This is a genomic window from Pseudomonas sp. SK (genome assembly GCF_012975065.1).
GTDB lineage: Bacteria > Pseudomonadota > Gammaproteobacteria > Pseudomonadales > Pseudomonadaceae > Aquipseudomonas > Aquipseudomonas anuradhapurensis.
In genome coordinates, this window is the sequence record NZ_CP051857.1 from 4,129,759 (window position 1) to 4,155,726 (window position 25,968).

Genomic DNA, 25,968 nt, shown 5'->3' on the forward strand with positions numbered 1-25,968 from the left:
GTCAGGCCTCGGTGAATGCGTTCATCATGTGTTCGATATCGCTCAGGCCGTCGTCAGTCAGCGACAGGCCCTGCTCGTCCAGTGCCTGGGCGAACGCGCGCAACTCGGGGTGGGTGAAGATCAGCTGCAGGGGCATGTCCAGCCCCAGCTCCAGGTTGATCCGCGATACCACCTGGGCAGCCAGCAACGAGTGCCCGCCCAGTTCGAAGAAGTTGTCGTTCAGGCCAACCCGGTCAACGTTCAGCAATTGCGCCCAGAGGCTCGCCAGTTGCTGTTGCCGCGCGGTCTGCGGCGCCTCGTAGGCGTGTTGCGACTGGCCCAGGTCAGGCAGGGGCAGCGCCTTGCGGTCGAGCTTGCCGCTGGGAGTCAATGGCATCTCCGCCAGGGTCACCAGGCAGGCCGGGACCATGTAGTGCGGCAGGCTGGCCCTGAGGTGCTGCTGCAACGCCAGGCGCAGGTCACCGTCGTGGCCATCGGCCGGCACGGCATAGGCGCACAATTGCTTGCCGCTGGGCAGGTCGATGGCCACCACGGTGGCTTCGCGCACGCCCGGGTGCGCCCGCAGGCACTGCTCGATCTCGCCCAGTTCGATACGGAAACCGCGCACCTTCACCTGGTGATCGACCCGGCCGCGATAGGCCAGCTGGCCGTTCTCGTCGTAGTAACCAAGGTCGCCGGTGCGGTACAGGCGGCCACCGCCGAGCGGGTCGAACGGGTCGGGGATGAAGCGCTCGGCGGTGAGCGACGGCTGCTGGTGGTAGCCACGCGCCAGGCAGCCGGCGCCGCCAATGAACAACTCGCCAGGCACGCCGGTCGGGGTCGGTGCCAGGCACTCGTCCAAGGCATACAGGGTGCGGCCCGGCAAGGCGCGGCCAATGGGCACACCGCCCTGGCCGATCTGCGCCGCAGTCATCTGCGAACAGTCGTAGGTGCTGGCGACCACGGTGGCTTCGGTCGGGCCGTAGGTGTTCAGCAGGCGCACCGCTGGCGGGCCATCGGCCAACCAGGCGCGCAAGGCGTCTTCCGGCACCGCCTCGCCGCCGACATGGATCTGCCTCAGTGGGCCATAGGCCTCGGGGCCGTGGCGCTCCAGGGCCAGCAGGCGCCAGTAGGCGGCCGGCAGGTCGGCCACGGTCACGCCGTGGCGGTTGATCTGCTCCAGCAAGGTGGCTGTGCCCCAGGCCCGCGCATCGCGCAGGACCACGCAGGCACCCTGGGCCAACGGCGGGAAGAACTGTTCGATGAACCCGTCGAAGCTGATGGTGGCGAACTGCAGCACGCGGTCGTCCGGGCCCAGGCGCGAATACTGCGCAGCCACCTGGCAGAACAGCGCCAGCGCGTGATGGTCGATGGCCACGCCCTTGGGCATGCCGGTGGAGCCGGAGGTGTAGATCAGGTAGGCCAGGTTGTGCGGCGCAGCCAGGTTGGTCAGCGGCTCGGCAGGCCAGGCCTGCAGCCACTCGCTACCGGGCTGCAGCAGCACGCAGGGCAGCTGCCTGCCTGCTTGCAGGCGCTCACGCGAGGGCGCATCGGCCAGCAGCAGGCCGATGCCGCTGTCTTCGATCATCCAGGCCAGGCGTTCTTGCGGGTAATCCGGGTCCAGCGGCACGTAGGCACCGCCCGCCTTGTGAATGGCGATCAACGCCAAGGCCATGTCCAGGCCACGCTCGACGGCCACGCCCACCAGGCGCTCCGGCCCCACACCCATGGTGCGCAGGTGGTGCGCCAGCTGGTTGCTGCTGCGCTCCAGTTCGGCGTAGCTCAGTTGCTGATCGGCGCAGATCAGCGCTGGCGCATCGGGCCGCGCCTGCGCCTGGCGCTGCAGCAGCTGGTGCGCGCACAGGCCGCTGGCGGCCTGGTGTGGCGGGTTCCAGCCGTAGATCAGTTGCTGGCGCTCGGCAGCGCCGAGCAGGCCCAGTTCACCAATGCAGCGCTGTGGCTCGGCGCAGATAGCCTCCAGCAGCGCCAGCCAGTGCCCGGCCATGCGTTCGATGCGCGGTGCGTCGAACAGGTCGGTCGAGTAGTTGAACGATGCCGTCACGCCGTCGGATCGCTCCAGGGTGTTGAGCGAGATATCGTATTGCGCGCCCGGCTCCTGCAGGTCCACTTCCTTGACCTGCAACCCCTGCAGCGCATCGCTGGCCACCTGCTCGCCGAGGTCGCGCAGGTGGTTGTAGAGCACCTGGAAGAACGGGTTCACGCCCTGCTCGCGGTCCGGGTACAGCGCCTCGGCCACCTCGAGGAAGGGCACGTCCTTGTTGGCCTGGGCCTGCAAGGTGGTTTCCCTGACCGCCGCCAGCAGCTGCGCGAACGGCAGGCTGCCATCGACGTCGATGCGGGCCACCACCACGTTGATGAAGAAGCCGATCAGGCCTTCCAGCTCCACGCGGTTGCGATTGGTGACCGGCACGCCGATGTTGAGCCTGCCCTTGCGGCTGTAGCGCGCCAGCACGATGGCATAGGCCGCCAGGAACACGTGGAACAGCGTGGCATTGGCGGCCAGCGCCAGTGCCCGCAAACGTTCGCTGAGGGCCTGCGGCAAGCGCACGTCGAAGCGGCTGCCACGGTAGCTCTTGGCCTGTGGGCGAACACGGTCGGCCGGCAGTTCGAGCACCTCGAAGTCGTCTTCCAGCTGCGCCTTCCAGTAGTCGATCTGGGCCTGCATCTGTCCTCCGGCCAACCACTTGCGCTGCCAGGCGGCGAAGTCGGCGTACTGCACCGGCAGCGGTTCGGGAGTGTGCACCTGGCCGCTTGCTGCGGCGTTGTAGGCGGCGGCGAACTCGCGCACCAGCAAGCTCATCGACCAGCCGTCGGAAACGATATGGTGCAGGGTCAGCGACAACAGGTGCTCCTGCTCATGCACTTTGAACAGGCGCGCACGCAGCAGCGGGCCACTCGCCAGGTCGAACGGCACGAAGGCCTCGTCTTCCAGCTTGCGCATCTGCGCGGCATGGTGGTGGCCGCCGAGGTCTTCGAAACCGATCAGTACCGGGGCCGCTGGCAGGATGTGCTGCCAGGGCAGGCCTTCGGCTTCCACGAACACCGTACGCAGCGATTCGTGGCGGGCCACCAGGGCGTCCAGCGCTGCCTGCAGCGCTGCACGGTCGAGGTTGCCCTGCATGCGCACCGCCATCGGCGTGTTGTAGGCCAGGCTGTGCGGGTTGAGCTTCCAGAACAGCCACTGGCGGTGCTGCGACCGCGACACCGGCAGTGGTTGCTGGCGGTCGAGGATTTCGATGGCCAGGCCGGCGCCCTGTTCAGCCTCGGCCACTGCCTGGGCGAAGCGCTGCAGGTCGACGGTGTCGAACAAGCTGCGCAGCGGAATATCCCGCCCCAGCTGCTGGCGTACCCGCGACACGGCTTGGGTGGCCAGCAGCGAATGCCCGCCGAGGGCGAAGAAGTTGTCGTTCAGGCCTACCTGCGGCACCTGCAGCACCTCGGCCCAGATCCGCGCCAGCTGCAGCTGCAGCGGGGTCTGTGGTGGCTGATAGGCGTTCTGGCTGGCGACCGGCTCCGGCAGCGCCTTGACGTCGACCTTGCCATTGGCGGTGACCGGCAGGTGTTCCAGCACCATCAGCTGGCTCGGCACCATGTGCTCGGGCAACAGCCGCGTGAGGGCGGCACGGATCGACGCCTGCCAGGCCAGGCTGTCTGTCGCTGGCTGGGTGGGCACCAGCCAGGCCGCCATCTGCAGCTGCGGCGCCTGGCCATGGACACGGACCAGGGCGTTGGCAACGCCGTCGAATGCGCGCAGCTGGTTTTCGATTTCGCCCAGCTCCACGCGGTAGCCTCGGATTTTCACCTGGCCGTCCATGCGCCCGGCAAATTGCAGCTCGCGGCCTTGGCGCACCCAATCGCCGCTGCGGTACAGGCGCTGGCCCTGGCTGCCGTTCGGGTCGGGGACGAATCGTTCGGCGGTGAGTGCGGGGCGGTTCAGGTAACCCCGGGCCAGGCCGGCACCACCAATGTACAGCTCGCCCTTGGCCTTGGCCGGCAGCGGTTGCAGGCAAGGGTCGAGCAGCGCAATACGGGTGTTGGCCAGCGCTTGACCGAGGCTGGCTTGCCCGTTCAGTTCGGCCACCAGTACGCCGACGGTGGTCTCGGTCGGGCCGTAGTGGTTGAACACGCTGAGCGTCGGCGCCAGCTCACGGACCTTGGCCAGCAGGCCCGGGCCGATGGCTTCGCCGCCAAGTACCAGGCACTGCGCCGGCAACGCCGAACGGCCAGCCGCCAGCATCGCCTCCAGATGCGACGGCACGATCTTCAGCGCATCCACCTGGTGCTCGACCAGGTAGGCCGCGAAGCCTTCGGCATCCAGCACCTGCTGACGAGACAGCAGATGCAGGGTATGGCCGCCGCACAGGGCGCCGAACAGCATGGTGTGGCCAAGGTCCGCGGCCGGGGTCGAGACCTGGGCCATGCTGCGGATACGCTCGACCGGCAGGCGCGCGCTGATGCCATCGACATAGTTGGCCAGGGCCGCGTGGCTGATCGCCACGCCCTTGGGCTGGCCGCTGGTACCGGAGGTGTAGATGACATAGGCGAGGTTGCCCGGGGCCGGAGCGACACGGGTAACGCTGCCGCTTGCGGATTGCGTCCAGTCCAGGCGCTGCACAGCGTCGGGAAGTTCCGCCTGCCAGCCACCAGGCGCCAGCAGCAGCTGCGTGCCACTGTCGGTGAGCAGGTAGGCCAGTCGCTCGGCAGGTTGCCCAGGCTCCAGTGGCAGGTAGGCGCCACCGGCCTTGAGCACACCGAGGATACTGGCGAGCATGCCGACGCTGCGGTCGGCCAGTACCCCGACCAGCGTGTCCGGCCCGACCCCGGCTTCGACCAACCGGCTGGCGATGGCCTCGGCGCGGCTGTCGAGTGCGGCGAAGCTGGCCTGCTCGCCCGCGGCCATTACCGCCTGGCGTTCGGGGTGACGGCTGGCGGCGGCGGCAAAGCGCTGGTGGACCAGCAGGGTTTCTCCAGCCTGCACAGGCGCGTCAATGGCAGCTGCCAGGCCAGGCAATGGCAGCTCGCCAACGGCGCCAGCCGCGTCGTCAGCCAAGGCCTGCACCAGGGCCAGCCACTGCTCGCCGAGGGCTGCGATGGTGGCCGCATCGAACACGTCGGTGGCATAGGTGAATGCAGCGTGGAGTTGCCCCGCTCGCTCGTGGGTATCCAGCGCCAGGTCGAAGCGGGCGCTGTGCCTGGCCAGCGTGATCGGCGCCAGGCTCAGGCCACTGCGGGTTTCGATGGCCTGCACATCAGCGACCTGCGCCTGGTGGTTGAACAGCACGCGGAACAGCGGGCTGTCGCTGCTGCGCGGCAGGTCCAGGGCCTCCACCAGCTGTTCGAACGGCAAGTCCTGGTGGCTTTGTGCGCCCACGGCGGTTTCGCGCACGCGCTGCAACAGGCCGGCGATATCCAGCAATGGGTCGATCTCGGTGTGCAGCACCTGGGTATTGATGAAGCAGCCGATCAGCCCCTGGCTTTCCGCTCGGTTGCGGTTGGCGATGGGCACGCCGACGCGGATCGCCGATTGGCCGTTGTAGCGCTGCAGCAGCAGCTTGAAGGCGGCCAACAGGACCATGAACAGGGTGACATTGTGTTTGCGTGCCAGGCCGCGCAGGCGCTCGGCGACATCGGCGGCAATGACGAACTCGTGGCGCGCACCGCGATAACTGGGGCGGCCCTGGCGGCTGCGGTCCAGTGGCAGCTCCAGCGGCGCATGGTCGTCGCCCAGGTGTGCCTGCCAGTAGGCCAGCTGGCGTTCCTGCTCGCCGGCCTGCAGCCAGCAACGCTGCCACAGGGCGTAGTCGCGGTACTGGATCGGCAGCGGCTGCAGGCCGGCATCGGTGCCGGCCACGGCGGCGTCGTACAGGCGCAGGAATTCGTCGATCAGCACATTCATCGACCAACCGTCGGCGACGATGTGGTGCAGGGTCAGCAGCAGGACGTGTTCCTGAGCCGCCAGCTGCAGCAGGCGCACGCGCAGCAGCGGGCCGCTGGCCAGGTCGAACGGGGCCAGGGCTTCGGCTTCGGCGATGGTCTCGATGGCAGCTTGGCGGGCGTCCTCGTCCAGCTCGGCCAGGGCATCCTGGCGCAGCTGCAGCGGGGCTGCAACGGCGTCCACCTGCTGGCGTACGTCATCGCCGTCGGCGACGAAGCGGGTGCGCAGGGTTTCGTGGCGGGCCACCAGGGCATCGAAGGCCTGCTGCAGGGCAGCCAGCTCCAGTGGGCCGTGCAGGCGTACGGCCAGCGGCAGGTTGTAGGCCGCGCCCTGTGGGTCGAGCTGCCAGAGGAACCACATGCGCCGCTGGGCGTACGACAGCTGGTCACGCTCGGCTACCTCGACGCCGGGTGCGATCGGCAGCACGGAGAAGTCCATGCCCTCGCCCTGCAGTGCCTTGAGGAACAGGCGGCGCTTGTCGGGAGCGAGCGCGATGAAGCGGCGGGCGAGCTGGAGGGTTTGATCAGCATTCATGTCGAGCGGTGTCCTGGCAGTCGAGCGGTAACTGTCAGACGAAGGCATGGGGGGCTGATTTAGGGGCGGCGGGTGATCGTCTTGAGGGGGGTGGCGCCAGGGAGATCGAGCGCCCAGGCGCCACAGCCCCCCAGCCATGCAGCTGTCAGCCCAACCCCTCACGATGCCCCTGCGCCATCGCTACCACCACCTTGCGCTTGCCGGTAAACGGCGACCGCGCATGCGCCGCGAGCATGTTGTCGAGCATCAGCACATCGTTTTCCAACCAAGGGAAGCTGATGGTGCAGTCATCCAGCACCCCGCGCACTTCATCGAGCAACGAATCCTCGATGGCCGTGCCGTCGGCGTAATACACGTTACGCGGCAGGTCCTCTTCCTCGACAATGTCCATCAATGACTCGCGCACCTCTGGCTGCAGGTTCGACACATGGAACAGGTGCGCCTGGTTGAACCACACGTCCTCGCCGGTCGACGGATGCCGCGCCACCACCTGGCAGCGCTGGCGGGTGCGCAATTCACCGTCGTCCTTCCAGATGCACTCGATGGCATGCGCCCGGCAGTAGGCCTCGACCTGGCGCGGGTCTTCGCTGTTGAACACCTGCGACCATTCCACGTCCAGGCCGTTGCCATAGTTGCGCACGTACATCAGCCCTTTCTCCACCAGCCGCTCACGAATGCGCGCCGGCATGCGCCGGTACACCTCGCGGCTGTCGGCAATCGGTGTCTCGCCACCGGTCTCGGCGGGGATCACGCTGTAGAACCAGATCTTCATCGGCCATTCCCGGGTGTAGGCCTGCTCGTTGTGCAGGGGGATGCGCTGGTGCGCCGGGTACTCGGTGGAGGTGTACACGCCCTGGGTCACGTTGCTGCGTGGGGTGGAGCCGAACTCGTAGTTGAGCAGCGGGTGGCCAAACGCCGCGGCGAACTGGCGGAAGGCTTCGGCCCCCGCCACCTCGAAGCCGCGGAACAGGATGCCGCCGGCCTGCAGCAGGTGGCGGTCCACCAGCGGCTGCAGCTCGGCAAACGCTTCCAGCAGGTCGATCCCCGGCTCCGGCGCGCGTACCAGCAGCGGCAGGTTGCCGCGCGCAGCGTCCAGCGGTTCGATCGCAAAGCTCAGCAGTTCACTCATGTCCGGTCACCTCAAGCCAGGGCCGCATTGGCGGCGAAATCGGGATGTGCGCCATGGCAGCGCCTGACTAGATGAACGAGCGGCCCTGCGGGAAATTCACCAGCCCCGCAGCCACAGGTAAAGCCAAGGCGCGCCGGTTCGTCTGAACGATGTGCACCCTTTTATCGCCCAGGAACCGTACATGACTCGCCAGCTCCTGCTCCTCACCCTGCTCGCTGCTGCCCCGCCCGCCTGGTCGGCGCAACGATGCGCCGTGGAAATCCATGGCACCGACCAGATGACGTTCGACAAGGCCGCCATCAGCGTGCCGGTGGCCTGCACTTCGTTCACGGTCACCCTCACCCACCCGGGCGCCATGCCGAAGCAGGTAATGGGCCACAACTGGGTGCTGAGCACCCAGGCCGACATGCAGGGCGTACTGGACGACGGCCAGAAGGCTGGCGAGGTGCAGGACTACATCAAGCCTGGCGACAGCCGGGTGATCGCCCACACCCGCCTGATCGGCGGCGGCGAACAAGACAGCGTCACCTTCGATACCAAGCTGCTGAAAGCCGGTAGCGCCTACAGCTTCTACTGCTCGTTCCCGTTCCACAGCACCTTGATGAAGGGCACCCTGACCTTCGGCAGCTGACCCACTCCACCAGCGAGATCACGCTTCATGAAAACCTCTTCTCCCGGGGCCATCCGCGAACTGCTGGGCCTGCTTCAACCCTACCGCACGGCGGTGCTCGCCTCGGTGTTGCTGGGCATGCTCGGCGGCCTGGCAGTGACCGCCCTGCTGGCCACCGTCAACCAGGGCCTGCATGCACCGGGCGGCATGAGCGAAGGCCTGCTGCTGGCCTTCGCCGGCTTGTGCCTGCTGGCCCTGGTCAGCAGCGTGGCCGCTGACAGCGGCACCAATTACGTCGGCCAGAAGGTCATCGCCCGGCTGCGCAAGGACCTCGGGGCCAAGGTGCTGTCGGCGCCCATCGAGCAGATCGAGCGTTACCGCAGCCACCGCCTGATCCCGGTGCTGACCCGCGACGTCGACACCATCAGCGACTTCGCCTTCGCCTTCGCCCCGCTGGCCATCTCGCTCACCACCGTGACCGGCTGCCTGGCCTACCTGGCGTGGCTGTCGTGGCCGATATTCCTCATTACCCTGGCGGCGATCGGCATCGGTAGCGGCGTGCAGTACATCGCCCGGCAAAAAGGCGTGGCCGGCTTCAACGCCGCCCGCGATGCCGAGGACAACCTGCAGAAGCATTACACGGCCATCGCCGAAGGCGCCAAGGAGCTGCGCATCGACCGCCGCCGCCGCCACGCCATGCTGACCCGCAACATCCAGGGCAGCGCCGATTTCATCGCCAGCACGCATATCCGCGCCATCAACATTTTCGTCGTGGCCAAGAGCCTGGGTTCGATGCTGTTCTTCGTGGTCATCGGCCTGACCCTGGCGTTGCAGTCGCTGTGGCCAAGCAACGATCCGGCGGTGATGAGCGGCTTCGTGCTGGTGCTGCTGTACATGAAAGGCCCGCTGGAAACCTTGATCAGCAACCTGCCGATCCTCGGCCGTGCCCAGGTGGCGTTCCGCCGTATTGCCGACCTAGCCGAGCGCTTCTCGTCGCCCGAGCCACACCTGCTGCTGGAACCACCGGCCAGGCGCGCCGCCCCGGCCAGCGCGCACCTGGAACTGCGCAACGTCGAGTACGCCTACCCACCAGTGGACGGCCACGAACCGTTCCGCGTAGGGCCGGTGAACCTGAGCATCGAGCCCGGCGAGATCCTGTTCATCGTCGGCGAGAATGGCTGCGGCAAGACCACGCTGATCAAGCTGCTGCTGGGCCTGTATCCCCCGCAGCGCGGCGAAGTGCGCCTGAACGGCCAGGCCGTCGGCCCGCAGGGGCTGGACGACTATCGCCAACTGTTCACCACGGTGTTCGCCGACTACTACCTGTTCGACGACCTGCCCGAGCATGAACACGGCCTGCCCGGCGATGCCACGCGCTACCTGGAACGCCTGGAAATCGCCCACAAGGTGAGCGTACGCGATGGCGCCTTCACCACCACCGACCTGTCGACCGGGCAGCGCAAGCGCCTGGCGCTGGTCAACGCCTGGCTGGACGGGCGGCCGGTGCTGGTGTTCGACGAATGGGCGGCGGACCAGGACCCGACCTTCCGCCGGGTGTTCTACACCGAGCTTCTGCCGGACCTGAAGCGTTTGGGCAAGACCATCATCGTGATTTCGCATGATGACCGGTATTTCGATACGGCGGACAAAGTGGTGCACCTTAGCCGGGGGAAGGTAGTCGAGGCATTGGAGCCGGCTTGATACGGCAAAGGGGGGGCTGCGCCCCCCCTCATCAACCACAATCTATAATCGCTCTATAGTCGGTCTATAATTCCCTATAACACCGAACCAGAGCGGTTTCCTGAGAGGACGCCGGGGGCGCTTTGCGCCCCCGGCGCGACACAAGGCCGCTCCCACAGGACTACTCGATCACCTGTGGGAGCGGCCTTGTGTCGCGATGGGCTGCAAGCCCGCCCCAACAGGCAGAATCAGAACAACCAGCGATACAGCAGATAGGCCACCAGCACCGCCAGCACCGGCCGCAACACACGGTAGGCCTTGGGGTTGGCGCGCTTGAACTGCTTCACCTGGGCGCTGATGCGGTTGCTGAAGCGCTTGCTCCAGGCATAGGCCTGGTTGATCCCGCCTACGCGCTCGTCGTCGGTGTTCTGTGGTGCGGTAGCACGGCCGAGGAAGGCGCTGACCTTGCGGTTGATGCGGGTCATCAAGGGGCTGCTCAGCGGGCGTTCGATGTCGCAGAACAGGATCACCCGGGTAACGTCGGTCTCGTTCTTGACCCAATGCACGTAGGTTTCGTCGAACATCACATCCTCGCCATCACGCCAGGCGTATTCCTCGCCGTCGACGTAGATGCGACAGGCGTCGGAGTTGGGCGTGGACAGCCCCAGGTGGTAGCGCAAGGAGCCGGCGAACGGGTCGCGGTGGGGGTTCAGGTGGCTGCCACCCGGCAGCAGGGCAAACATCGCGCCCTTGACGTTGGGGATGCTGCTGACCAGCTCGACGGTACGCGGGCAGAGGGCTTCGGCCGAGGGCAGCGGCTTGTCGTACCACTTCAGGTAGAAGCGCTTCCAGCCTTTCTTGAAGAATGAACCGAAACCGGCGTCGTTATCCTTTTCGGCGGCGCGGATATAACCTTCGTCGAACAGGCGCATGGCCTCCTCGCGGATTTCCTGCCAGTTGTCCTTGAGCACATCCAGCTCGGGGAAGCGCTGGCGATCCAGGTAAGGCTTGGACGGCACACCGGAAAACAGGTACATCAGGCTGTTATAGGGGGCGAACAGCGCCGAATGATTAACGAACTGGCGCAACACCGGCAGCCGCGCCTTGCCGCGCAAATGCACGAACAGCACGCTGCCGAAAAACACCAGCAGGACACCCGCCTTGGCTGCAAAGGAAACGGTCATGCTTTCACTCCTTGAGGAAGAAACAGGGCTGCGCGCCCTGCTCTCCGATAAATCATCCTGCCATCATAAACTGATGCCGCCAGGGTAAAAACAGCCTGGGCGGCAACTCAATGATGAAGATTTTGCAATAAACCATGCTGCCAAGCATTGCTGCGAGTCAGCAGTAGCGCATGAAAACCGGGGTGCCTTGCGCCCCGTTGACGACACAAGGACGCTGCTGCAACAGCTCGCATTCCCTGGCAGGAGCGGCCTCGTGCGCGCTGGGCTGCCAAGCAGCCCCACAACCTACTGCTGGTTTTCCTGCTCGCTGAACATGTCACTGAACAGCATGCTCGACAGGTAGCGCTCGCCGGAGTCCGGCAGAATCACGACGATGGTCTTGCCCTGCATTTCCGGCTTTTCGGCCAGGCGCACCGCCGCTGCCATTGCCGCACCACAGGAAATACCGCAAAGGATGCCCTCCTCCTGCATCAGGCGGATAGCCATGGCCTTGGATTCCTCATCGGTCACCGTCATCACCTGGTCGACCATCGACAGGTCGAGGTTCTTCGGCACGAAGCCGGCGCCGATACCCTGGATCTTGTGCGGGCTGGGCTTGAGTTCCTCGCCGGCCAGGGTCTGGGTAATCAGCGGGGAGGCCAGGGGTTCCACGGCCACCGAGGTGATCGCCTTGCCCTGGGTCAGCTTGATGTAGCGCGACACGCCGGTGATGGTGCCGCCAGTGCCCACGCCTGCCACCAGCACGTCGACCGCGCCATCGGTATCGTTCCAGATTTCCGGGCCGGTGGTCTTCTCGTGGATCGCCGGGTTGGCCGGGTTTTCGAACTGGCCGGGCAGGAAGTACTGGGCCGGGTCGGAGGCGACGATTTCGTTGGCTTTCTCGATGGCGCCCTTCATGCCCTTGGCCGGGTCGGTCAGCACCAGCTCGGCACCCAGCGCCTTCAGCACCTTGCGCCGTTCCAGGCTCATCGAGGCGGGCATGGTCAGCATCAGCTTGTAGCCACGGGCAGCGGCGACGAAGGCCAGGCCGATGCCGGTGTTACCCGAGGTGGGCTCGACAATGGTCATGCCCGGCTTGAGCTTGCCGCTGCTCTCGGCTTCCCAGACCATGTTCGCGCCGATGCGGCATTTGACCGAGTAGCCCGGGTTGCGCCCTTCGATCTTGGCCAGGATGGTCACGCCGCGTGGGGCGATGCGGTTGATCTGCACCAGCGGCGTGTTGCCGATGGAATGGGCGTTGTCTGCAAAGATACGGCTCATGGCAGGGGTCCTTGGCATGAAAGACAGCAGGGAAAGACCTCAAGGGTAAGCCCGCCCCGGTAGCCCGTAAAGCCCGTTCGAACTCAGCGAGCCGCGTTGCGGTCAACCGCACATGCTGCCTTGGAGACACGCTGATGAGAGCCCGTTACCGCTGGCCGTTGATCGGCCTGGCCAGCCTGATCGTGCTGTTGCTGGCGCTGCACCTGGCCCTGCCCTACCTGGTGCGCGACTACCTCAACGACAAGCTGGCCGACATGGGCGATTACCGTGGCCAGATAACCGACGTCGACCTGGCCTGGTGGCGCGGCGCGTACCAGATCAACGGGCTGAAGATCGTCAAGACCACCGGCAAGGTGCCGGTGCCGTTCCTCGACGCCCCGCTGATCGACCTGTCGGTGAGCTGGCATGCCCTGTGGTACGACCGCGCGGTGGTAGCCGAAGTGGTGTTCGACCGGCCTGAACTGAACTTCGTCGACGGCGGCAACAAACAGAACTCGCAGACTGGCCAGGGCACCGACTGGCGCCAGCAACTGGAAAAACTGCTGCCCATCACCCTCAACGAGGTACGCATCGACGATGGCGTGCTGACCTTCCGCAATTTCAACTCGAAGCCACCGGTCAACCTCAAGGCCACCCAGTTGAACGCGAGCATTCGCAACCTTACCAACATTCGCGACGAACAAGGCCGACGCGACGCCAGCTTCGATGGCACGGCGCTGATCGTGGGCGATGCCAAGGTGGAAAGCCGCGCCACGTTCGACCCGTTCAGCAACTTCGACGACTTCGAGTTCCGCCTGCGCGCCACCGGTATCGAGCTGCGCAAGCTCAATGACTTCGCCAGCGCCTACGGCAAGTTCGACTTCAATGCCGGGCATGGCGACGTGGTGATAGAAGCCGAGGCCACCAACGGGCGCTTGACCGGCTACATCAAGCCGCTGTTGCGGGATGTGGATGTGTTCGACTGGCAGCAGGATGTGCAAGAAAAGGACAAAGGCTTCTTCCGCTCGATCTGGGAAGCGCTGGTGGGCGCGACCGAGACAGTCCTGAAAAACCAGCCGAAGAACCAGTTCGCCACCCGGGTGGAATTGCATGGCAGCGTACGCAAGCAGAATATCAGTGCCTTCGAGGCGTTCCTGCAGATCCTGCGCAACGGGTTCATCGAAGCGTTCAATGCGCGCTATGAGCGTGACGCGCCGGATTCCGACTGAGATGGCGTGACGGGGCATTCAGGGACTGAATACCCGGTCTGCGTTTCCAGCCGGCGAACCCCGCGTTATAGTCGGTGACAAATCGAAAACAGGTATTGGGCTTTTCGCGGGCACGCCCGCTCCCACAGGTACCCCACAGATCCGCAAGGTTGTGCAATGCCTGTGGGAGCGGGCGTGCCCGCGAAGAGGCCCTGACAGGCATACGGCAGAGGACAGACCCCATGAAGTTCGAAGGCACCCGCGACTACGTCGCCACAGACGACCTGAAACTGGCGGTAAACGCGGCCATCACCCTCGAACGCCCCTTGCTGGTCAAGGGCGAACCCGGCACCGGCAAGACCATGCTCGCCGAGCAGCTGGCCGCCTCGTTCGGCGCACGGCTGATCACCTGGCACATCAAGTCCACCACCAAGGCCCACCAGGGCCTGTACGAGTACGATGCGGTCAGCCGCCTGCGCGACTCGCAGCTGGGCGTGGACAAGGTTCACGACGTGCGCAACTACCTGAAGAAAGGCAAGCTCTGGGAAGCCTTCGAGGCCGAAGAGCGGGTGATCCTGCTGATCGATGAAATCGACAAGGCCGACATCGAGTTCCCCAACGACCTGCTGCAGGAACTCGACAAGATGGAGTTCTACGTCTACGAAATCGACGAGACCATCAAGGCCAAGCAGCGCCCGATCATCATCATCACCTCGAACAACGAGAAGGAACTGCCGGACGCCTTCCTGCGCCGCTGCTTCTTCCATTACATCGCCTTCCCCGACCGCACCACCCTGCAGCAGATCGTCGACGTGCACTACCCCAACATCAGCCAGGCGCTGGTCAGCGAAGCGCTGGATGTGTTCTTCGACGTGCGCAAGGTGCCAGGCCTGAAGAAAAAGCCCTCCACCTCCGAGCTGGTCGACTGGCTCAAGCTGCTGATGGCCGACAACATCGGTGAAGCGGTACTGCGCGAACGCGACCCGACCAAGGCCATCCCGCCGCTGGCCGGGGCCCTGGTGAAGAACGAGCAGGACGTACAGCTGCTCGAACGCCTGGCCTTCATGAGCCGGCGCGGCAACCGCTGACAGGAGCCGGGCCATGCTGCTCAACCTGTTCAATGAAATGCGCGCGGCCAAGGTGCCGGTATCGGTGCGCGAACTGCTCGACCTGCACCAGGCCCTGCAGCAGCACGTGGTGTTCGCCGACATGGACGCGTTCTACTACCTCGCCCGCGCCATCCTGGTAAAGGACGAACGCCATTTCGACAAGTTCGACCGGGCGTTCGCGGCCTACTTCAAGGGCCTGGAAAACCTCGACCGGCACATCGAGGCGCTGATCCCCGACGACTGGCTGCGCAAGGAATTCGAGCGCTCGCTGAGCGACGAAGAGCGGGCGCAGATCCAGTCGCTCGGTGGTCTGGACAAGCTGATCGAGGAGTTCAAGAAGCGCCTCGAAGAGCAGAAGGAACGCCATGCTGGCGGCAACAAGTGGATCGGCACCGGCGGCACCAGCCCGTTCGGTTCGGGTGGTTTCAACCCCGAGGGCATCCGCGTGGGCGAGGCCGGCAAGCGCCAGGGCAAGGCGGTGAAGGTGTGGGACCAGCGCGAGTACAAGAACCTTGACGACCAGGTCGAGCTGGGTACGCGCAACATCAAGCTGGCGTTGCGCCGGCTGCGCAAGTTCGCCCGCGAAGGCGCCGCCGAGGAGCTGGACATCGACGGCACCATCGACCACACCGCACGCGATGCCGGGCTGCTGAACATCCAGATGCGCCCCGAGCGGCGCAACACGGTCAAGCTGCTGTTGCTGTTCGACATCGGCGGTTCGATGGATGCCCACATCAAGGTCTGCGAAGAGCTGTTCTCGGCGTGCAAGACCGAGTTCAAGCACCTGGAGTACTACTACTTCCACAACTTCGTGTACGAGTCGGTGTGGAAGAACAACCTGCGCCGCACCTCGGAGCGGTATTCCACCTTCGACCTGCTGCACAAGTACGGCGATGACTACAAGGTGGTGTTCGTCGGCGATGCGGCCATGGCGCCCTACGAAATCACCCAGCCAGGTGGCAGCGTCGAGCACTGGAACGAAGAAGCCGGCTACGTGTGGATGCAGCGCTTCAGGGAGAAATTCCGCAAGATCATCTGGATCAACCCGTACCCTAGGCAGGCCTGGGACTACACCGCGTCGACCCATTTGGTGCGGGACTTGATCGAGGACAAGATGTACCCGCTGACCTTGCAGGGGTTGGAAGAAGGGATGCGTTACCTGTCCAAGTGATGTTGGCTGTAGAGGCCTCTTCGCGGGCGCGCCCGCTCCCACAGGGATTTGCACAAGCCCGAGGCCTGCGCCGAACCTGTGGGAGCGGGCATGCCCGCGAAAAGGCCAGCAGCCTTATCGCCAACGGTCCAGGTATGCTTGCTGCTCCCGCCAGGCCTCGTCCTGCACCGCCGCCCTGAAGCGCACCACTGCCCCCGGCATGCACTGCGCCAGCTGTGCCAGCGCCAGCGGCGTCAACGCCCCCAGCCGCGGATAGCCGCCAATCGTCTGCCGGTCATTGAGCAGCACGATCGGCTGCCCGTCCGGCGGCACCTGTACCGCGCCCAGCGGAATGCCCTCGGAAATCATCGGCGCCCCCTGATGAACCAGCTGCGGCCCCAGCAGGCGGATGCCATGCGGTCGGCGCGGCTGTCCAGGGTCCATTCGCGATTGAACGCCTCGAACAGGCTGGTACCGCTGAACTCGCCAATCTGCGCGCCCATCACCAGGTCGAGCACTGGCTTTACAAGGTGGTGTTCGTCGGCGATGCGGCCATGGCGCCCTACGAAATCACCCAGCCAGGTGGTAGCGTCGAGCACTGGAACGAAGAAGCCGGCTACGTGTGGATGCAGCGCTTCAGGGAGAAATTCCGCAAGATCATCTGGATCAACCCGTACCCGAGGCAGGCCTGGGACTACACCGCATCGACCCATCTGGTGCGGGACTTGATCGAGGACAAGATGTATCCGCTGACCTTGCAGGGGTTGGAAGAAGGGATGCGTTACCTGTCCAAGTGATGTTGGCTGTAGAGGCCTCTTCGCGGGCGCGCCCGCTCCCACAGGGATTTGCACAAGCCCGAGGCCTGCGCCGAACCTGTGGGAGCGGGCATGCCCGCGAAAAGGCCAGCAGCCTTATCGCCAGCGGTCCAGGTATGCTTGCTGCTCCCGCCAGGCCTCGTCCTGCACCACCGCCCTGAAGCGCACCACCGCCCCCGGCATGCACTGCGCCAGCTGTGCCAGCGCCAGCGGCGTCAACGCCCCCAGCCGCGGATAGCCGCCAATTGTCTGCCGGTCATTGAGCAACACGATCGGCTGCCCGTCCGGCGGCACCTGTACCGCGCCCAGCGGAATGCCCTCGGAAATCATCGGCGCCCCCTGATGGACCAGCTGCGGCCCCAGCAGGCGGATGCCCATGCGGTCGGCGCGGCTGTCCAGGGTCCACTCACGGTTGAACGCCTCGAACAGGCTGGTACCGCTGAACTCGCCAATCTGCGCGCCCATCACCAGGTCGAGCACTGGCTTTTGCAGGTATTGCGGCCGCAGCGCTGGCGGCACCTCGCGCAGCGTCGTGGCGCTACCGGCGAAAGTCAGCAACTGGCCCTTGCCAAGCGCAGCCCCGCCGCCATCGATGCCGCCCAGTGCTTCGCGCACCACCGTGGCACAACTGCCCAGCACATCCGCACCGAGGAACCCGCCAGGTGCCGCCAGGTAGGCCCGCACGCCCTGCTTCGGCTGCTGCAGGGTCAACCGCTGCCCCTTGGCCAAGGCAAAGCTGCGCCACGGCGCCAGCGGCTGATCATCGACCCGCGCATCCAGGTCGGCACCGGCCAGCGCCAGCACGCAATCCTGTTCGGCCACCACGCAGAAACCACCCAGCGGCACCTCCACCACAGGCGCAGCGACGGGGTTGCCCAGCAGCCAGTTGGCCCAGTGCATCGCCACCCAGTCCAGCGCCCCGCCCTGGGTCACGCCGAGGTGGCGTACGCCAAAGCGTCCGCCATCCTGCAACTGGCACAGCGGCGTGCTGGCCTCGATCTGCAACTGCTTCATCCTTGCGCCTCCACATCACCGCCCAGAGCCAGGAACTCGCTGCGCGAAACCGGCACGAAGCGCACCCGGTCGCCGGGTTGCAACAGGCTGTAGCCCTCGCGCTCGCGGTCGAACAGGCGCACCGGGGTACGGCCGATCAGGTTCCAGCCACCCGGCGACACCGCCGGATAGGCTGCGGTCTGGCGCTCGGCAATGCCGACACTGCCGGCCGCCACACGCTTGCGCGGGGTGCTCAGGCGTGGGCTGGCCAGGCGTTCGTCGACCAGGCCCATGAAGCCGAAACCTGGGGCGAACCCCAGGGCGAACACCGGGTACTCGCGCGCGCTGTGCAAGCGCACTACCTCCGCTTCACTCACGCCACTGCGGGCCGCCAGCAGCGGCAGTTCCGGGCCTACGCTGGCGTCGTACCACACCGGGATTTCATGCCGTCGACCGGCGCTGCCGGCATCCGGCTGCAGCCCCGCCAGCGCCTGGTTGATCAGCGCTCGCGCCTCGGTGGGTGGCACGGCGAACTGCACCATCAGCGTGGTATAGGACGGCACCAGGTCCAGCAGGTGCTCGCCGAATGCCGCGCGCAAGCGCTGGCTGGCGGCGAGCAGCCAGGGCATGTTGGCCTCGTCGATGCGTTCGAACAGGCGCACCATCAGGCTGTCGACGGCCACCACCTCGATCCGTGGGTTCATGGCGACTCCAGCGCGTCGAGGGCCTGGCGAATCTGCCGTACCGCCGCCACCGAGCTGTCGTTGTCGCCGTGCACGCAGAGGGTGCTGGCCTCAAGTTGCAACGCGCTGCCATCGTCGGCCACCAGCGTTTCGCCGCGGGCAAGCCGTAGCGCCTGGTCCACTACCAATGCCGGGTCGTGGTGCACCGCGCCGGGCAGGCGCCGCGACAGCAGGTGGCCGCTGGCGGTATAGGCGCGGTCGGCGAACGCCTCGAACCATAGTGGCACGCCGATTTCATCGCCCAGCGCCTGGGCCGCACGATTGTCGGCGGTGGCCATCAGCATCAGCGGCAGGTCGTCGCCGTAGGCCGCCACGGCCTCCAGCACGCTGCGCAGCTTGAGCGGGTCGGCCATCATGTCGTTGTACAACGCGCCATGGGGTTTCACATAGGCCACGCGGCCACCCTGAACTTTGCAGATACCGTCCAGCGCACCGATCTGGTAGTGCAGCAGGTCGCGGATTTCCTCCGCGCTGCAGGCCATGGAGCGGCGACCGAAGCCGACCAGGTCCGGGTAGGCCGGGTGTGCGCCAATGGTCACCCCGTGCTCCAGCGCCAGGGCCACGGTGCGGCGCATGGTGCCAGGGTCGCCGGCGTGGTAGCCGCAGGCGATGTTGGCGCAATCGATAAACGGCATGACCTCGGCATCCAGGCCCATGCGCCAGCTGCCGAAACTCTCGCCCATGTCGCAGTTGAGTAGCAGGCGTTTCACCGCTCGGCCTCCCATGTGGTTGTTCATATGCCTACCTTACCGCGCCTGCAGCTGTTTGCCGCAGGTTTCCGGCAGGCTCAATGCGGCCAGGATCACCACGCCGTAGGACACCGCGGCGAACACGCCGATGCCCAGGCCCAGCGGCACCTTCTGGCCGAGCACGCCGATCAGCAGCGGGAACAGCGCCGCCACGACCTTGCCGATGTTGTAGCAGAAGCCCTGCCCCGAACCGCGGATACGCGTGGGGAACAGCTCGGTGAGAAACGCGCCCATGCCGCTGAAGATGCCCGAGGCGAAGAAACCCAGTGGCAACCCCAGCCACAGCATCACGCCATCACTGACCGGCATCTGCGTATACAGCAGCACGATGACGAACGAGCCCACCGCGAACAGGATGAAGTTCTTCTTGCGCCCGAGCAGGTCGGACAGGTACGCGCTGACCACATAACCGATGTAGGAACCGACGATCACCATGGCCAGGTAGCCACCGGTGCCCAGCACACTCAGGCCGCGTTCGCTCTTGAGGAACGTCGGCAGCCACGAGGTGATGGCGTAGTAGCCGCCCAGCGCACCGGTGGTCAGCAGCGACGCGCGCACGGTGGTCCAGAGCATGCCCGGGGCGAAGATCTCGTAGAAGCGCGAAGGCACCTCGGCGTCTTCCACGGCCTTGGCCTCGCGATACACCTCGGGGTCCTTGACCAGGCGGCGGACGAAGATCACGAAGATCGCCGGCACCAGGCCCAACAGGAACAGCGCACGCCAGGCCTGCTCTGCCGGCAGCCAGGAAAACAGCAGCGCATAGAGAATGGCGGTGAGGCCCCAGCCAAGCGCCCAGCCAGACTGCACCATGCCCACCGCCTTGCCACGGTCCTGGGCACGGATCACCTCGCCGATCAGCACCGCGCCGGCGGTCCATTCGCCGCCGAAGCCAAAGCCCATCAGGGTGCGGGCGATCAGCAGCTGCTGGTAGTTCTGGGCGAAGCCGCAGAGGAAGGTGAAGAAGGCGAACCACAACACGGTCAGTTGCAGGGTGCGCACCCGGCCGATGCGGTCGGAGAGGATGCCGGCAATCCAGCCGCCGGCGGCCGAGGCGATCAGTGTACTGGTGTGGATCAGCCCGGCCTCGGTGGTGCTGATGCCCCACAGCATGATCAGCGTGGGGATGACGAAGCTGAGCATCTGCGTGTCCATGCCATCCAGGCCATAGCCGATCTTGCAGCTCCAGAAGGTGCGTCGTTGCTGGGAATCGATATCGCGGTACCAGGCGAATGGCCCGGTCGATGAAGAGGGACTGACCTGCTGCTGCACGCCGGTGGGGTTCATGGTTGCCTCGGCTTGTTGGTATTGTTTTACGGGCGACACAGGGTCGCGGCCTGGGCATCATTGTTCAGAGGCCACGCCAGCTGCGTCCAACGAGAAAAACCGCCGGTCTGGAACAAGAAAAACTGATCATGAACCTTCGTTTCCTCGAAACCTTCGTCTGGGTTGCCCGGCTCAAGAGCTTCCGCCTGACCGCGGAAAAGCTGTTCACCACCCAGGCCTCGGTGTCCAGCCGTATCGCCGCACTGGAGGCCGACCTGGGGGTGAAGCTGCTGCTGCGCGACTCGCGCGGGGTCAGCCTGACCCCGGAAGGCAGCAAGGTGCTGGAGTATGCCGAGCGCATGCTGGACACCGCCAAGGCCATGAAGCAGTCACTGGACAGCGACCGGGCCAAGGTCGGGCGCATCCGCATCGGGGTGATGGACACGGTGATCCATACCTGGATGAGCGCGCTGGTGGCAGAGCTGAGCGAACGCTACCCGCAGGTGGAGATCGAACTGGTGGCCGATACCGCTCTGAATCTGCGCGAGCAGTTGCAGAAGGGCTTTCTCGACGTGATCCTGCAGACCGACCTGGTGCGCGAGCAATCGATCCGCAGCCTCGACCTGGCGCGCTACCCGATGGGCTGGATCGTGGCGGCAGGCTCGCTGCAGCAGCGCGACTATGCCTCGCTGGCCGAACTGGGGCGTGAGCGCATCATCACCTTCTCGAAGAACTCACGGCCGCACCAGGAGGTGCTGAGCCTGTTGCAGGCTGCGGGTGCCGAAACGCCGCGGTTGAACTGTGTGAATTCGGTGGCGGCGATTACCCGGTTGCTGCGCGACGGCTTTGGCATTGGCGCGTTGCCGCCGGCGTTGGTGGACGCCGAGTTGAGCCGTGGTGAGCTGGTATTGCTGCAAGGGCTGCAACCGCCGCCAAGCCTTGAGCTGGTAGTGGCCTGGCAGACCGGGGTGGCGTTGGTCGATGAAGTGGTCGGGGTGTGCCGGCAGGTGCTGCAAGGGTATGCGCGGGATGTGGGCGGGCAGCGGATCGTGTTGGTCTGAGCGTTTGGCTTTCTCGCGGCCGGCTGACACGATTTCTGTAGGAGCGGCCTTGTGTCGCGAAAGGGCTGCACAGCAGCCCCGGCAATCGCTGCATCGCTACTGAGCCCCTGGGGCCGCGTTGCGGCCCTTTCGCGACGCAAGGCCGCTCCTACAGGGGTTGTGTCAGCCCTCGAAAGAGTTCAGGTGAATCAGCGCCAGCTCTCTTTCACCGCCCTGCGCCGCCCACCCAGGATCACCCAGCCAATCCCCAACAGCAGGCTTTCCACCACGAAAGCCAGCACGAACCCCGCACCCAGCCCCCAGCCAACCGCCTCGGGCACCAGCAGTATCTGATAGCTGTAGCTGTTCAGGGTTTCTTCCCGCAGTTGCGGGTCGGCCTGCACCAGCACGTGCCAGGTACGTTCGGCCCATGACCCTTGCAACGCCTGCCATTCGTTTTCCAGCAGTTCGTTGCGGATCATCAGGCTTTCGATGCTGTTGGCATCACTGAGGAATACCGGGTCGTCGCTGCTGCGGTAGTGCCGCAGCAGCGCCTGCAAGTCACCGTTGAAGAAGCGCTCGGCCGTCTGCCGGAAACCATCGAGCGCCTCGCGCGACTCGAACAGGTGCGCCTCGACCCGCTGGCTGTAATCCTTGACCAGCCCCGGGACCTGGATGCCGGCCAGCAGGCCGAAGGTGAACAGCAGCAACCGCAGGTAACTTCTGAACATGCAGCGTCCTTAGCTCTGGCCGTGCGCCACGCATTCGCCGTGCCGCCACAAGGCCCATTGTCCCGGCGCGTAGCGCTGCCAGGTCTCGTTCTCGGTCAGGGCCTCGGTAGCGATGACCGTGACCACGTCGTTGGGGGTGGTTTCGGTGTGAAAGTCGACGATCAGGTCGACATCCTTCAACCGCGCCGCACCAAAAGGTGCACGCCGCGTGATGTGCACCAGCTTGGTCGAGCAGAAGCAGAACAGCCAGTCGCCGTCGCTGAGCATGCAGTTGAACACGCCAAGCGCCCGGTAGCCGGCACAAGCTTCGACCAGCACCGGCAGCAGCTGTTCAACCGCAACCGGCTCGGGGAAGCTGCCGCGAATGCGGTTGAGCAGGTCGCAGAAGGCCGCTTCGCTGTCGGTGTCGCCCACGGGCCGGTAGAAACTGGCCTGGCCCTTGAAGTCGCCCAGCTGGCCATTGTGCGCGAAGCACCAGTTGCGGCCCCACATTTCCCGCACGAAGGGGTGGGTGTTGGCCAGGCACACCTTGCCGACGTTAGCCTGGCGGATGTGGCCGATGACCACTTCGCTCTTGATCGGGTAACGTTGCACCAGGTTGGCCACTTCCGACTCGCTGCTGGCGGCCGGGTCCTGGAACAGGCGCAGGCCACGCCCTTCGTAGAAACCGATGCCCCAGCCGTCGCGGTGCGGGCCGGTGCGGCCACCGCGCTGCATCAGGCCGGTAAAGCTGAAAACGATATCGGTGGGAACGTTGGCACTCATGCCCAGCAGTTCGCACATCGGTGTGTCTCCGCTTACAGACGGGGCTCGACCCGGCCACCGCCACGCAAGGCGGCAGGGCGTGGGTCGTCAAGGTAACGGTCCCGGCGCTCGGCGGCCAACGGCGCCTGGGCCGCGAGCGCGTCGTCTTCGGCAGCCTGGCGCTGGGCCGCGGTCGCGGCCTGGGCGCGGCGCTCGCGGGCGCGTTTTTCCAGAGGCCAGCGCAGCGCCACGAAGAGGAAGTACAGGCTGAAGGCGAACATGCCGTACATGGCAAAGTCCGACACCGCGCGCCAGGCGTTGTTGCCGACCTTGAAGGCGATGTCCAGCGCGGTAATGGCGATGGCCGGGGCGAAGCTGTCCTTGGCCGGGTCGACGATGGTCGGGGTCAGCAGCAGCACCGCCAGCACCACCCGCAACGGTTCGCGCAGCCAGCGCCACATCCAGCCGGTGAGTTTGAAGCCCACCAGCAGGCAGCCCAGGGCGGCAACCGCGTATAGGCCCCAGGCCAGGGTGTAGTCGTTCTCGGTCATGGTGATCGTGCAAGCCAGGCAAAGAGATGCCTATGATAAACACTTTTCCAGGCGCAGACAGCGTCTCCCTGTCCCCAGCCAAGAGTTCCCCGATGCCGAACAAGCCTCAGCCACCCATCGCCCATGCCGACAACGCCACCGACCCCTATGCCTGGCTGCAACGGCGCGACAGCCCCGAGGTGCTGGCTTACCTGCAAGCCGAAAACGCCTACCAGGAAGCCTGCCTGGCCGACCAGGCCGCGCTGCGCGAGCAATTGTTCGAAGAGATCAAGGGCCGCATCCTCGAAACCGACCTGTCGCTGCCGACGCCCTGGGGCCCCTACCTCTACTACACCCGCACCACCGCCGGCGACGAGTACCCGCGCCACTACCGCTGCCCGCGCCCGGCCGACGACTCCAACAGCGTCGATGCAAGCCAGGAGCAATTGCTGCTCGACCCCAACGCCCTGGCCAATGGCGGCTTCCTGTCGCTGGGCGCGTTCAACGTCAGCCCTGACCATCGCCTGCTGGCCTACAGCCTCGACACCAGCGGCGACGAAATCTTCACCCTGTACGTCAAGGACCTGGCCAGTGGCAACGTCACCACCCTGCCCTTCGACGACTGCGACGGCAGCCTGACCTGGGCCAACGACAGCCAGACGCTGTTCTTCGCCGAACTGGACGACACCCACCGGCCCTGGCGCCTGCGCCGCCACACCCTGGGCAGCGCTGGCGCGCAGACCGTGTTCGAAGAGCCCGACGGGCGCTTCTTCCTGCACTGCTACCGCACCAGCTCCGAGCGCCAGCTGGTGCTGCTGCTCAACAGCAAGACCACCAGCGAAGCCTGGGTACTGGATGCCGAAACGCCGCTGGCGCCCTTTACCTGCCTGGCGCCACGGGTCGAGGGCCACGAGTACTTCCCCGACCACGGCCAGCTCGACGGCCAGTGGCGCTGGTTCATCCGCACCAACCAGGACGGCATCAACTTCGCCCTGTACCACGCGCCGGCCACACCGGTGCCAAGCCGCGCGCAATGGCAGGTGCTGGTGCCGCACCGCGACGCGATCATGCTCGAAGGCCTCAGCCTGAATGCCACGGCACTGACCCTGAGCCTGCGCGAAGGCGGCCTGCCGATCATCGAGGTACGCCCCCAGGGCCTGCCGGCCTACCGTGTCGAGCTGCCCGACGCGGCCTACAGCTTGTATGTGCAGGACAGCCTGGAGTTCGCCAGCCCGCGCCTGCGCCTGCGCTACGAAGCGCTGAACCGCCCGGCCCAGGTGCGCCAGCTGGAACTGGCCACAGGCGCCCAGGTGGTGCTCAAGCAAACCCCGGTACTGGGGCCGTTCGACGCCGATGACTATGTCAGCGAGCGCCTGTGGGCCACGGCAGCGGACGGTACCCAGGTGCCGATCAGCCTGGTCCGCCGCCGTCAGGACCTGGGCCAGACCGTGCCGCTGTACCTGTACGGCTACGGCGCCTATGGCGAAAGCCTCGACCCGTGGTTCTCGCATGCGCGCCTGAGCCTGCTGGAGCGCGGCGTGGCCTTTGCCATTGCCCACGTGCGCGGCGGTGGCGAGCTGGGCGAAGCCTGGTACCGCGCCGGCAAGCAGGAGCACAAGCACAACAGCTTCGGCGACTTCATCGCCTGTGCCGAGCACCTGATCGCCGTGGGCGTGACCGCCGCCGATCGCCTGGCCATCAGCGGCGGCAGTGCCGGTGGCCTGCTGATGGGCGCGGTGCTCAACCTGCGCCCCGAACTGTTCCGTTGCGCGGTTGCCGAAGTGCCGTTCGTCGACGTGCTCAACACCATGCTCGACCCTGAGCTGCCGTTGACCGTGACCGAGTACGACGAATGGGGCAACCCTGAAGAACCAGAGGTGTACGAGCGGATCAAGGCCTACGCGCCGTATGAAAACGTGAAGGCGCAGGCCTACCCGGCGATGCTGGTGGTGGCCGGTTACAACGACAGCCGCGTGCAGTACTGGGAAGCGGCCAAGTGGGTGGCGCGGCTACGCACGCGCAAGACCGACAGCAACCTGCTGCTGCTCAAGACCGAGATGGGCGCCGGGCACGGCGGGATGAGCGGGCGCTACCAGGGGCTGAAGGACGTGGCCCTGGAATATGCGTTCGTGTTTGGCCAGCTGGGTGTAGCTTGAGCTGGCTGGGGGCGCTTTGCGCCCCTTTCGCGACACAAGGCCGCTCCTACAACCGATCGCAATCCTGAGCTGCGCCCCAGGCCCGCCCCCCAAGTCAATCATCCGGTACCACCGGCTTCTGCGGCTCCTGCCGCAACCCCGGCAAAGGCTGGTCTTTCGGCGGCCCGGGCACCGGCATGGGCGGCAACAACGGTGCCCCGGGCTGGCTGTCGTAGGCCTTGGGCGGCGTACTCGGGGTGATCTGCGGGTAGGGCGTGGGCGTTGGCGTACCCGGTGCACCGGGCACTGGCGTGGTCAACCGGGGCGGTGTGCTGGCAGCTTCGGCCACGGGCAGGCCAGCCAGTACCAGCACGGCGAGGATCGCGCGAAACATCAGCAACCTCCTGTCGGGAACCTTCCTACAGGCTACGCCGATATTCCGGTTTT

Annotated in this window: 19 protein-coding genes and 2 pseudogenes; 8 read left to right on the forward strand and 13 right to left on the reverse strand. The window is 65.9% G+C overall.

The annotated features are described in order from the left end of the window. Window position 1 precedes the first annotated feature (1 nt). Together HG549_RS18895 and HG549_RS18900 are read right to left on the reverse strand one after the other, a co-directional pair. Window positions 2-6,469 carry a non-ribosomal peptide synthetase gene (locus HG549_RS18895; RefSeq protein ID WP_170031384.1) on the reverse strand — a complete coding sequence of 2,156 codons (6,468 nt, stop codon included), beginning with the start codon at window positions 6,467-6,469 and terminating at the stop codon, window positions 2-4. 145 nt (window positions 6,470-6,614) lie between these two features. Continuing rightward, a complete protein-coding gene (locus HG549_RS18900; RefSeq protein ID WP_170031386.1) occupies window positions 6,615-7,598 on the reverse strand; it encodes a TauD/TfdA family dioxygenase in 984 nt (327 codons plus the stop codon). A 181-nt stretch (window positions 7,599-7,779) separates the two neighbouring features. On the opposite strand from HG549_RS18900, the gene azu reads away from it, so the two are divergent. Then, a complete protein-coding gene (gene azu / locus HG549_RS18905; RefSeq protein ID WP_170031388.1) occupies window positions 7,780-8,229 on the forward strand; it encodes an azurin in 450 nt (149 codons plus the stop codon). A gap of 27 nt (window positions 8,230-8,256) precedes the next feature. Beyond that, the gene (locus HG549_RS18910; protein WP_170031390.1) at window positions 8,257-9,909 is read left to right on the forward strand and encodes a cyclic peptide export ABC transporter; all 1,653 of its coding nucleotides are present in this window, start codon (window positions 8,257-8,259) and stop codon (window positions 9,907-9,909) included. Between the two features lie 227 nt (window positions 9,910-10,136). Here HG549_RS18910 and HG549_RS18915 read toward each other — a convergent pair whose 3' ends face one another. Beyond that, window positions 10,137-11,072, reverse strand: a complete 936-nt coding sequence (locus HG549_RS18915; protein WP_170031392.1) for an aspartyl/asparaginyl beta-hydroxylase domain-containing protein — start codon at window positions 11,070-11,072, stop codon at window positions 10,137-10,139. A gap of 285 nt (window positions 11,073-11,357) precedes the next feature. Then, window positions 11,358-12,332, reverse strand: a complete 975-nt coding sequence (gene cysK, locus HG549_RS18920) for a cysteine synthase A (protein ID WP_170031394.1) — start codon at window positions 12,330-12,332, stop codon at window positions 11,358-11,360. A gap of 134 nt (window positions 12,333-12,466) precedes the next feature. Here cysK and HG549_RS18925 point away from each other — a divergent pair, with 134 nt between their 5' ends. The 3 genes from HG549_RS18925 (at window position 12,467) to HG549_RS18935 (ending at window position 15,799) form a co-directional block, all read left to right on the forward strand. Beyond that, window positions 12,467-13,540, forward strand: coding sequence for a DUF748 domain-containing protein (locus tag HG549_RS18925; protein WP_170031397.1), 1,074 nt, complete (start codon window positions 12,467-12,469; stop codon window positions 13,538-13,540). Between the two features lie 221 nt (window positions 13,541-13,761). Then, the gene (locus tag HG549_RS18930) at window positions 13,762-14,607 is read left to right on the forward strand and encodes a MoxR family ATPase (protein WP_170031400.1); all 846 of its coding nucleotides are present in this window, start codon (window positions 13,762-13,764) and stop codon (window positions 14,605-14,607) included. 13 nt (window positions 14,608-14,620) lie between these two features. Then, on the forward strand, window positions 14,621-15,799 hold the full coding sequence (locus tag HG549_RS18935; RefSeq protein WP_170031403.1) for a VWA domain-containing protein: 1,179 nt from the start codon (window positions 14,621-14,623) through the stop codon (window positions 15,797-15,799). A 114-nt stretch (window positions 15,800-15,913) separates the two neighbouring features. Here HG549_RS18935 and HG549_RS18940 read toward each other — a convergent pair. Beyond that, window positions 15,914-16,302: pseudogene (locus HG549_RS18940) on the reverse strand (allophanate hydrolase); the annotation flags it as partial. Here HG549_RS18940 and HG549_RS18945 point away from each other — a divergent pair. Continuing rightward, a pseudogene (locus tag HG549_RS18945) lies at window positions 16,303-16,575 on the forward strand (hypothetical protein); the annotation flags it as partial. Window positions 16,576-16,689: 114 nt separating this feature from the next. Here the strand turns inward: HG549_RS18945 and HG549_RS18950 are convergent. The 4 genes from HG549_RS18950 to HG549_RS18965 are packed head-to-tail and all read right to left on the reverse strand — an operon-like array spanning window position 16,690 to window position 20,362. Beyond that, on the reverse strand, window positions 16,690-17,607 hold the full coding sequence (locus HG549_RS18950) for a biotin-dependent carboxyltransferase family protein (RefSeq protein ID WP_170031406.1): 918 nt from the start codon (window positions 17,605-17,607) through the stop codon (window positions 16,690-16,692). After that, complete coding sequence (pxpB, locus tag HG549_RS18955) at window positions 17,604-18,290, reverse strand: 5-oxoprolinase subunit PxpB (protein ID WP_170031409.1); 687 nt, start codon at window positions 18,288-18,290, stop codon at window positions 17,604-17,606. Before pxpB ends, HG549_RS18950 begins: the two co-directional genes overlap by 4 nt. Next, window positions 18,287-19,066, reverse strand: coding sequence for a 5-oxoprolinase subunit PxpA (locus HG549_RS18960; protein WP_170031411.1), 780 nt, complete (start codon window positions 19,064-19,066; stop codon window positions 18,287-18,289). Before HG549_RS18960 ends, pxpB begins: the two co-directional genes overlap by 4 nt. A 9-nt stretch (window positions 19,067-19,075) precedes the next feature. Continuing rightward, the gene (locus HG549_RS18965) at window positions 19,076-20,362 is read right to left on the reverse strand and encodes an MFS transporter (RefSeq protein ID WP_170031413.1); all 1,287 of its coding nucleotides are present in this window, start codon (window positions 20,360-20,362) and stop codon (window positions 19,076-19,078) included. Window positions 20,363-20,490: 128 nt separating this feature from the next. On the opposite strand from HG549_RS18965, the gene HG549_RS18970 reads away from it, so the two are divergent. Beyond that, entirely contained in the window at window positions 20,491-21,402 is a 912-nt protein-coding gene (locus tag HG549_RS18970; protein ID WP_170031415.1) for a LysR family transcriptional regulator, read from the forward strand. Between the two features lie 188 nt (window positions 21,403-21,590). On the opposite strand, the gene HG549_RS18975 is transcribed toward HG549_RS18970, so the two are convergent. From HG549_RS18975 to HG549_RS18985, 3 genes are read right to left on the reverse strand one after another with little or no spacing between them, the layout of a single operon-like run. Further along, the gene (locus HG549_RS18975) at window positions 21,591-22,112 is read right to left on the reverse strand and encodes a DUF2937 family protein (RefSeq protein ID WP_170031417.1); all 522 of its coding nucleotides are present in this window, start codon (window positions 22,110-22,112) and stop codon (window positions 21,591-21,593) included. A 9-nt stretch (window positions 22,113-22,121) separates the two neighbouring features. Next, entirely contained in the window at window positions 22,122-22,895 is a 774-nt protein-coding gene (locus HG549_RS18980; protein WP_170031419.1) for a class II glutamine amidotransferase, read from the reverse strand. 14 nt (window positions 22,896-22,909) lie between these two features. Continuing rightward, window positions 22,910-23,407, reverse strand: coding sequence for an MFS transporter (locus HG549_RS18985; protein WP_170031421.1), 498 nt, complete (start codon window positions 23,405-23,407; stop codon window positions 22,910-22,912). A 92-nt stretch (window positions 23,408-23,499) separates the two neighbouring features. Between HG549_RS18985 and HG549_RS18990 the strand changes: the two genes are divergently transcribed. Next, on the forward strand, window positions 23,500-25,542 hold the full coding sequence (locus HG549_RS18990; protein ID WP_170031423.1) for a S9 family peptidase: 2,043 nt from the start codon (window positions 23,500-23,502) through the stop codon (window positions 25,540-25,542). A 94-nt stretch (window positions 25,543-25,636) separates the two neighbouring features. On the opposite strand, the gene HG549_RS18995 is transcribed toward HG549_RS18990, so the two are convergent. Next, the gene (locus tag HG549_RS18995) at window positions 25,637-25,915 is read right to left on the reverse strand and encodes a hypothetical protein (RefSeq protein ID WP_170031426.1); all 279 of its coding nucleotides are present in this window, start codon (window positions 25,913-25,915) and stop codon (window positions 25,637-25,639) included. Window positions 25,916-25,968: the final 53 nt, after the last annotated feature.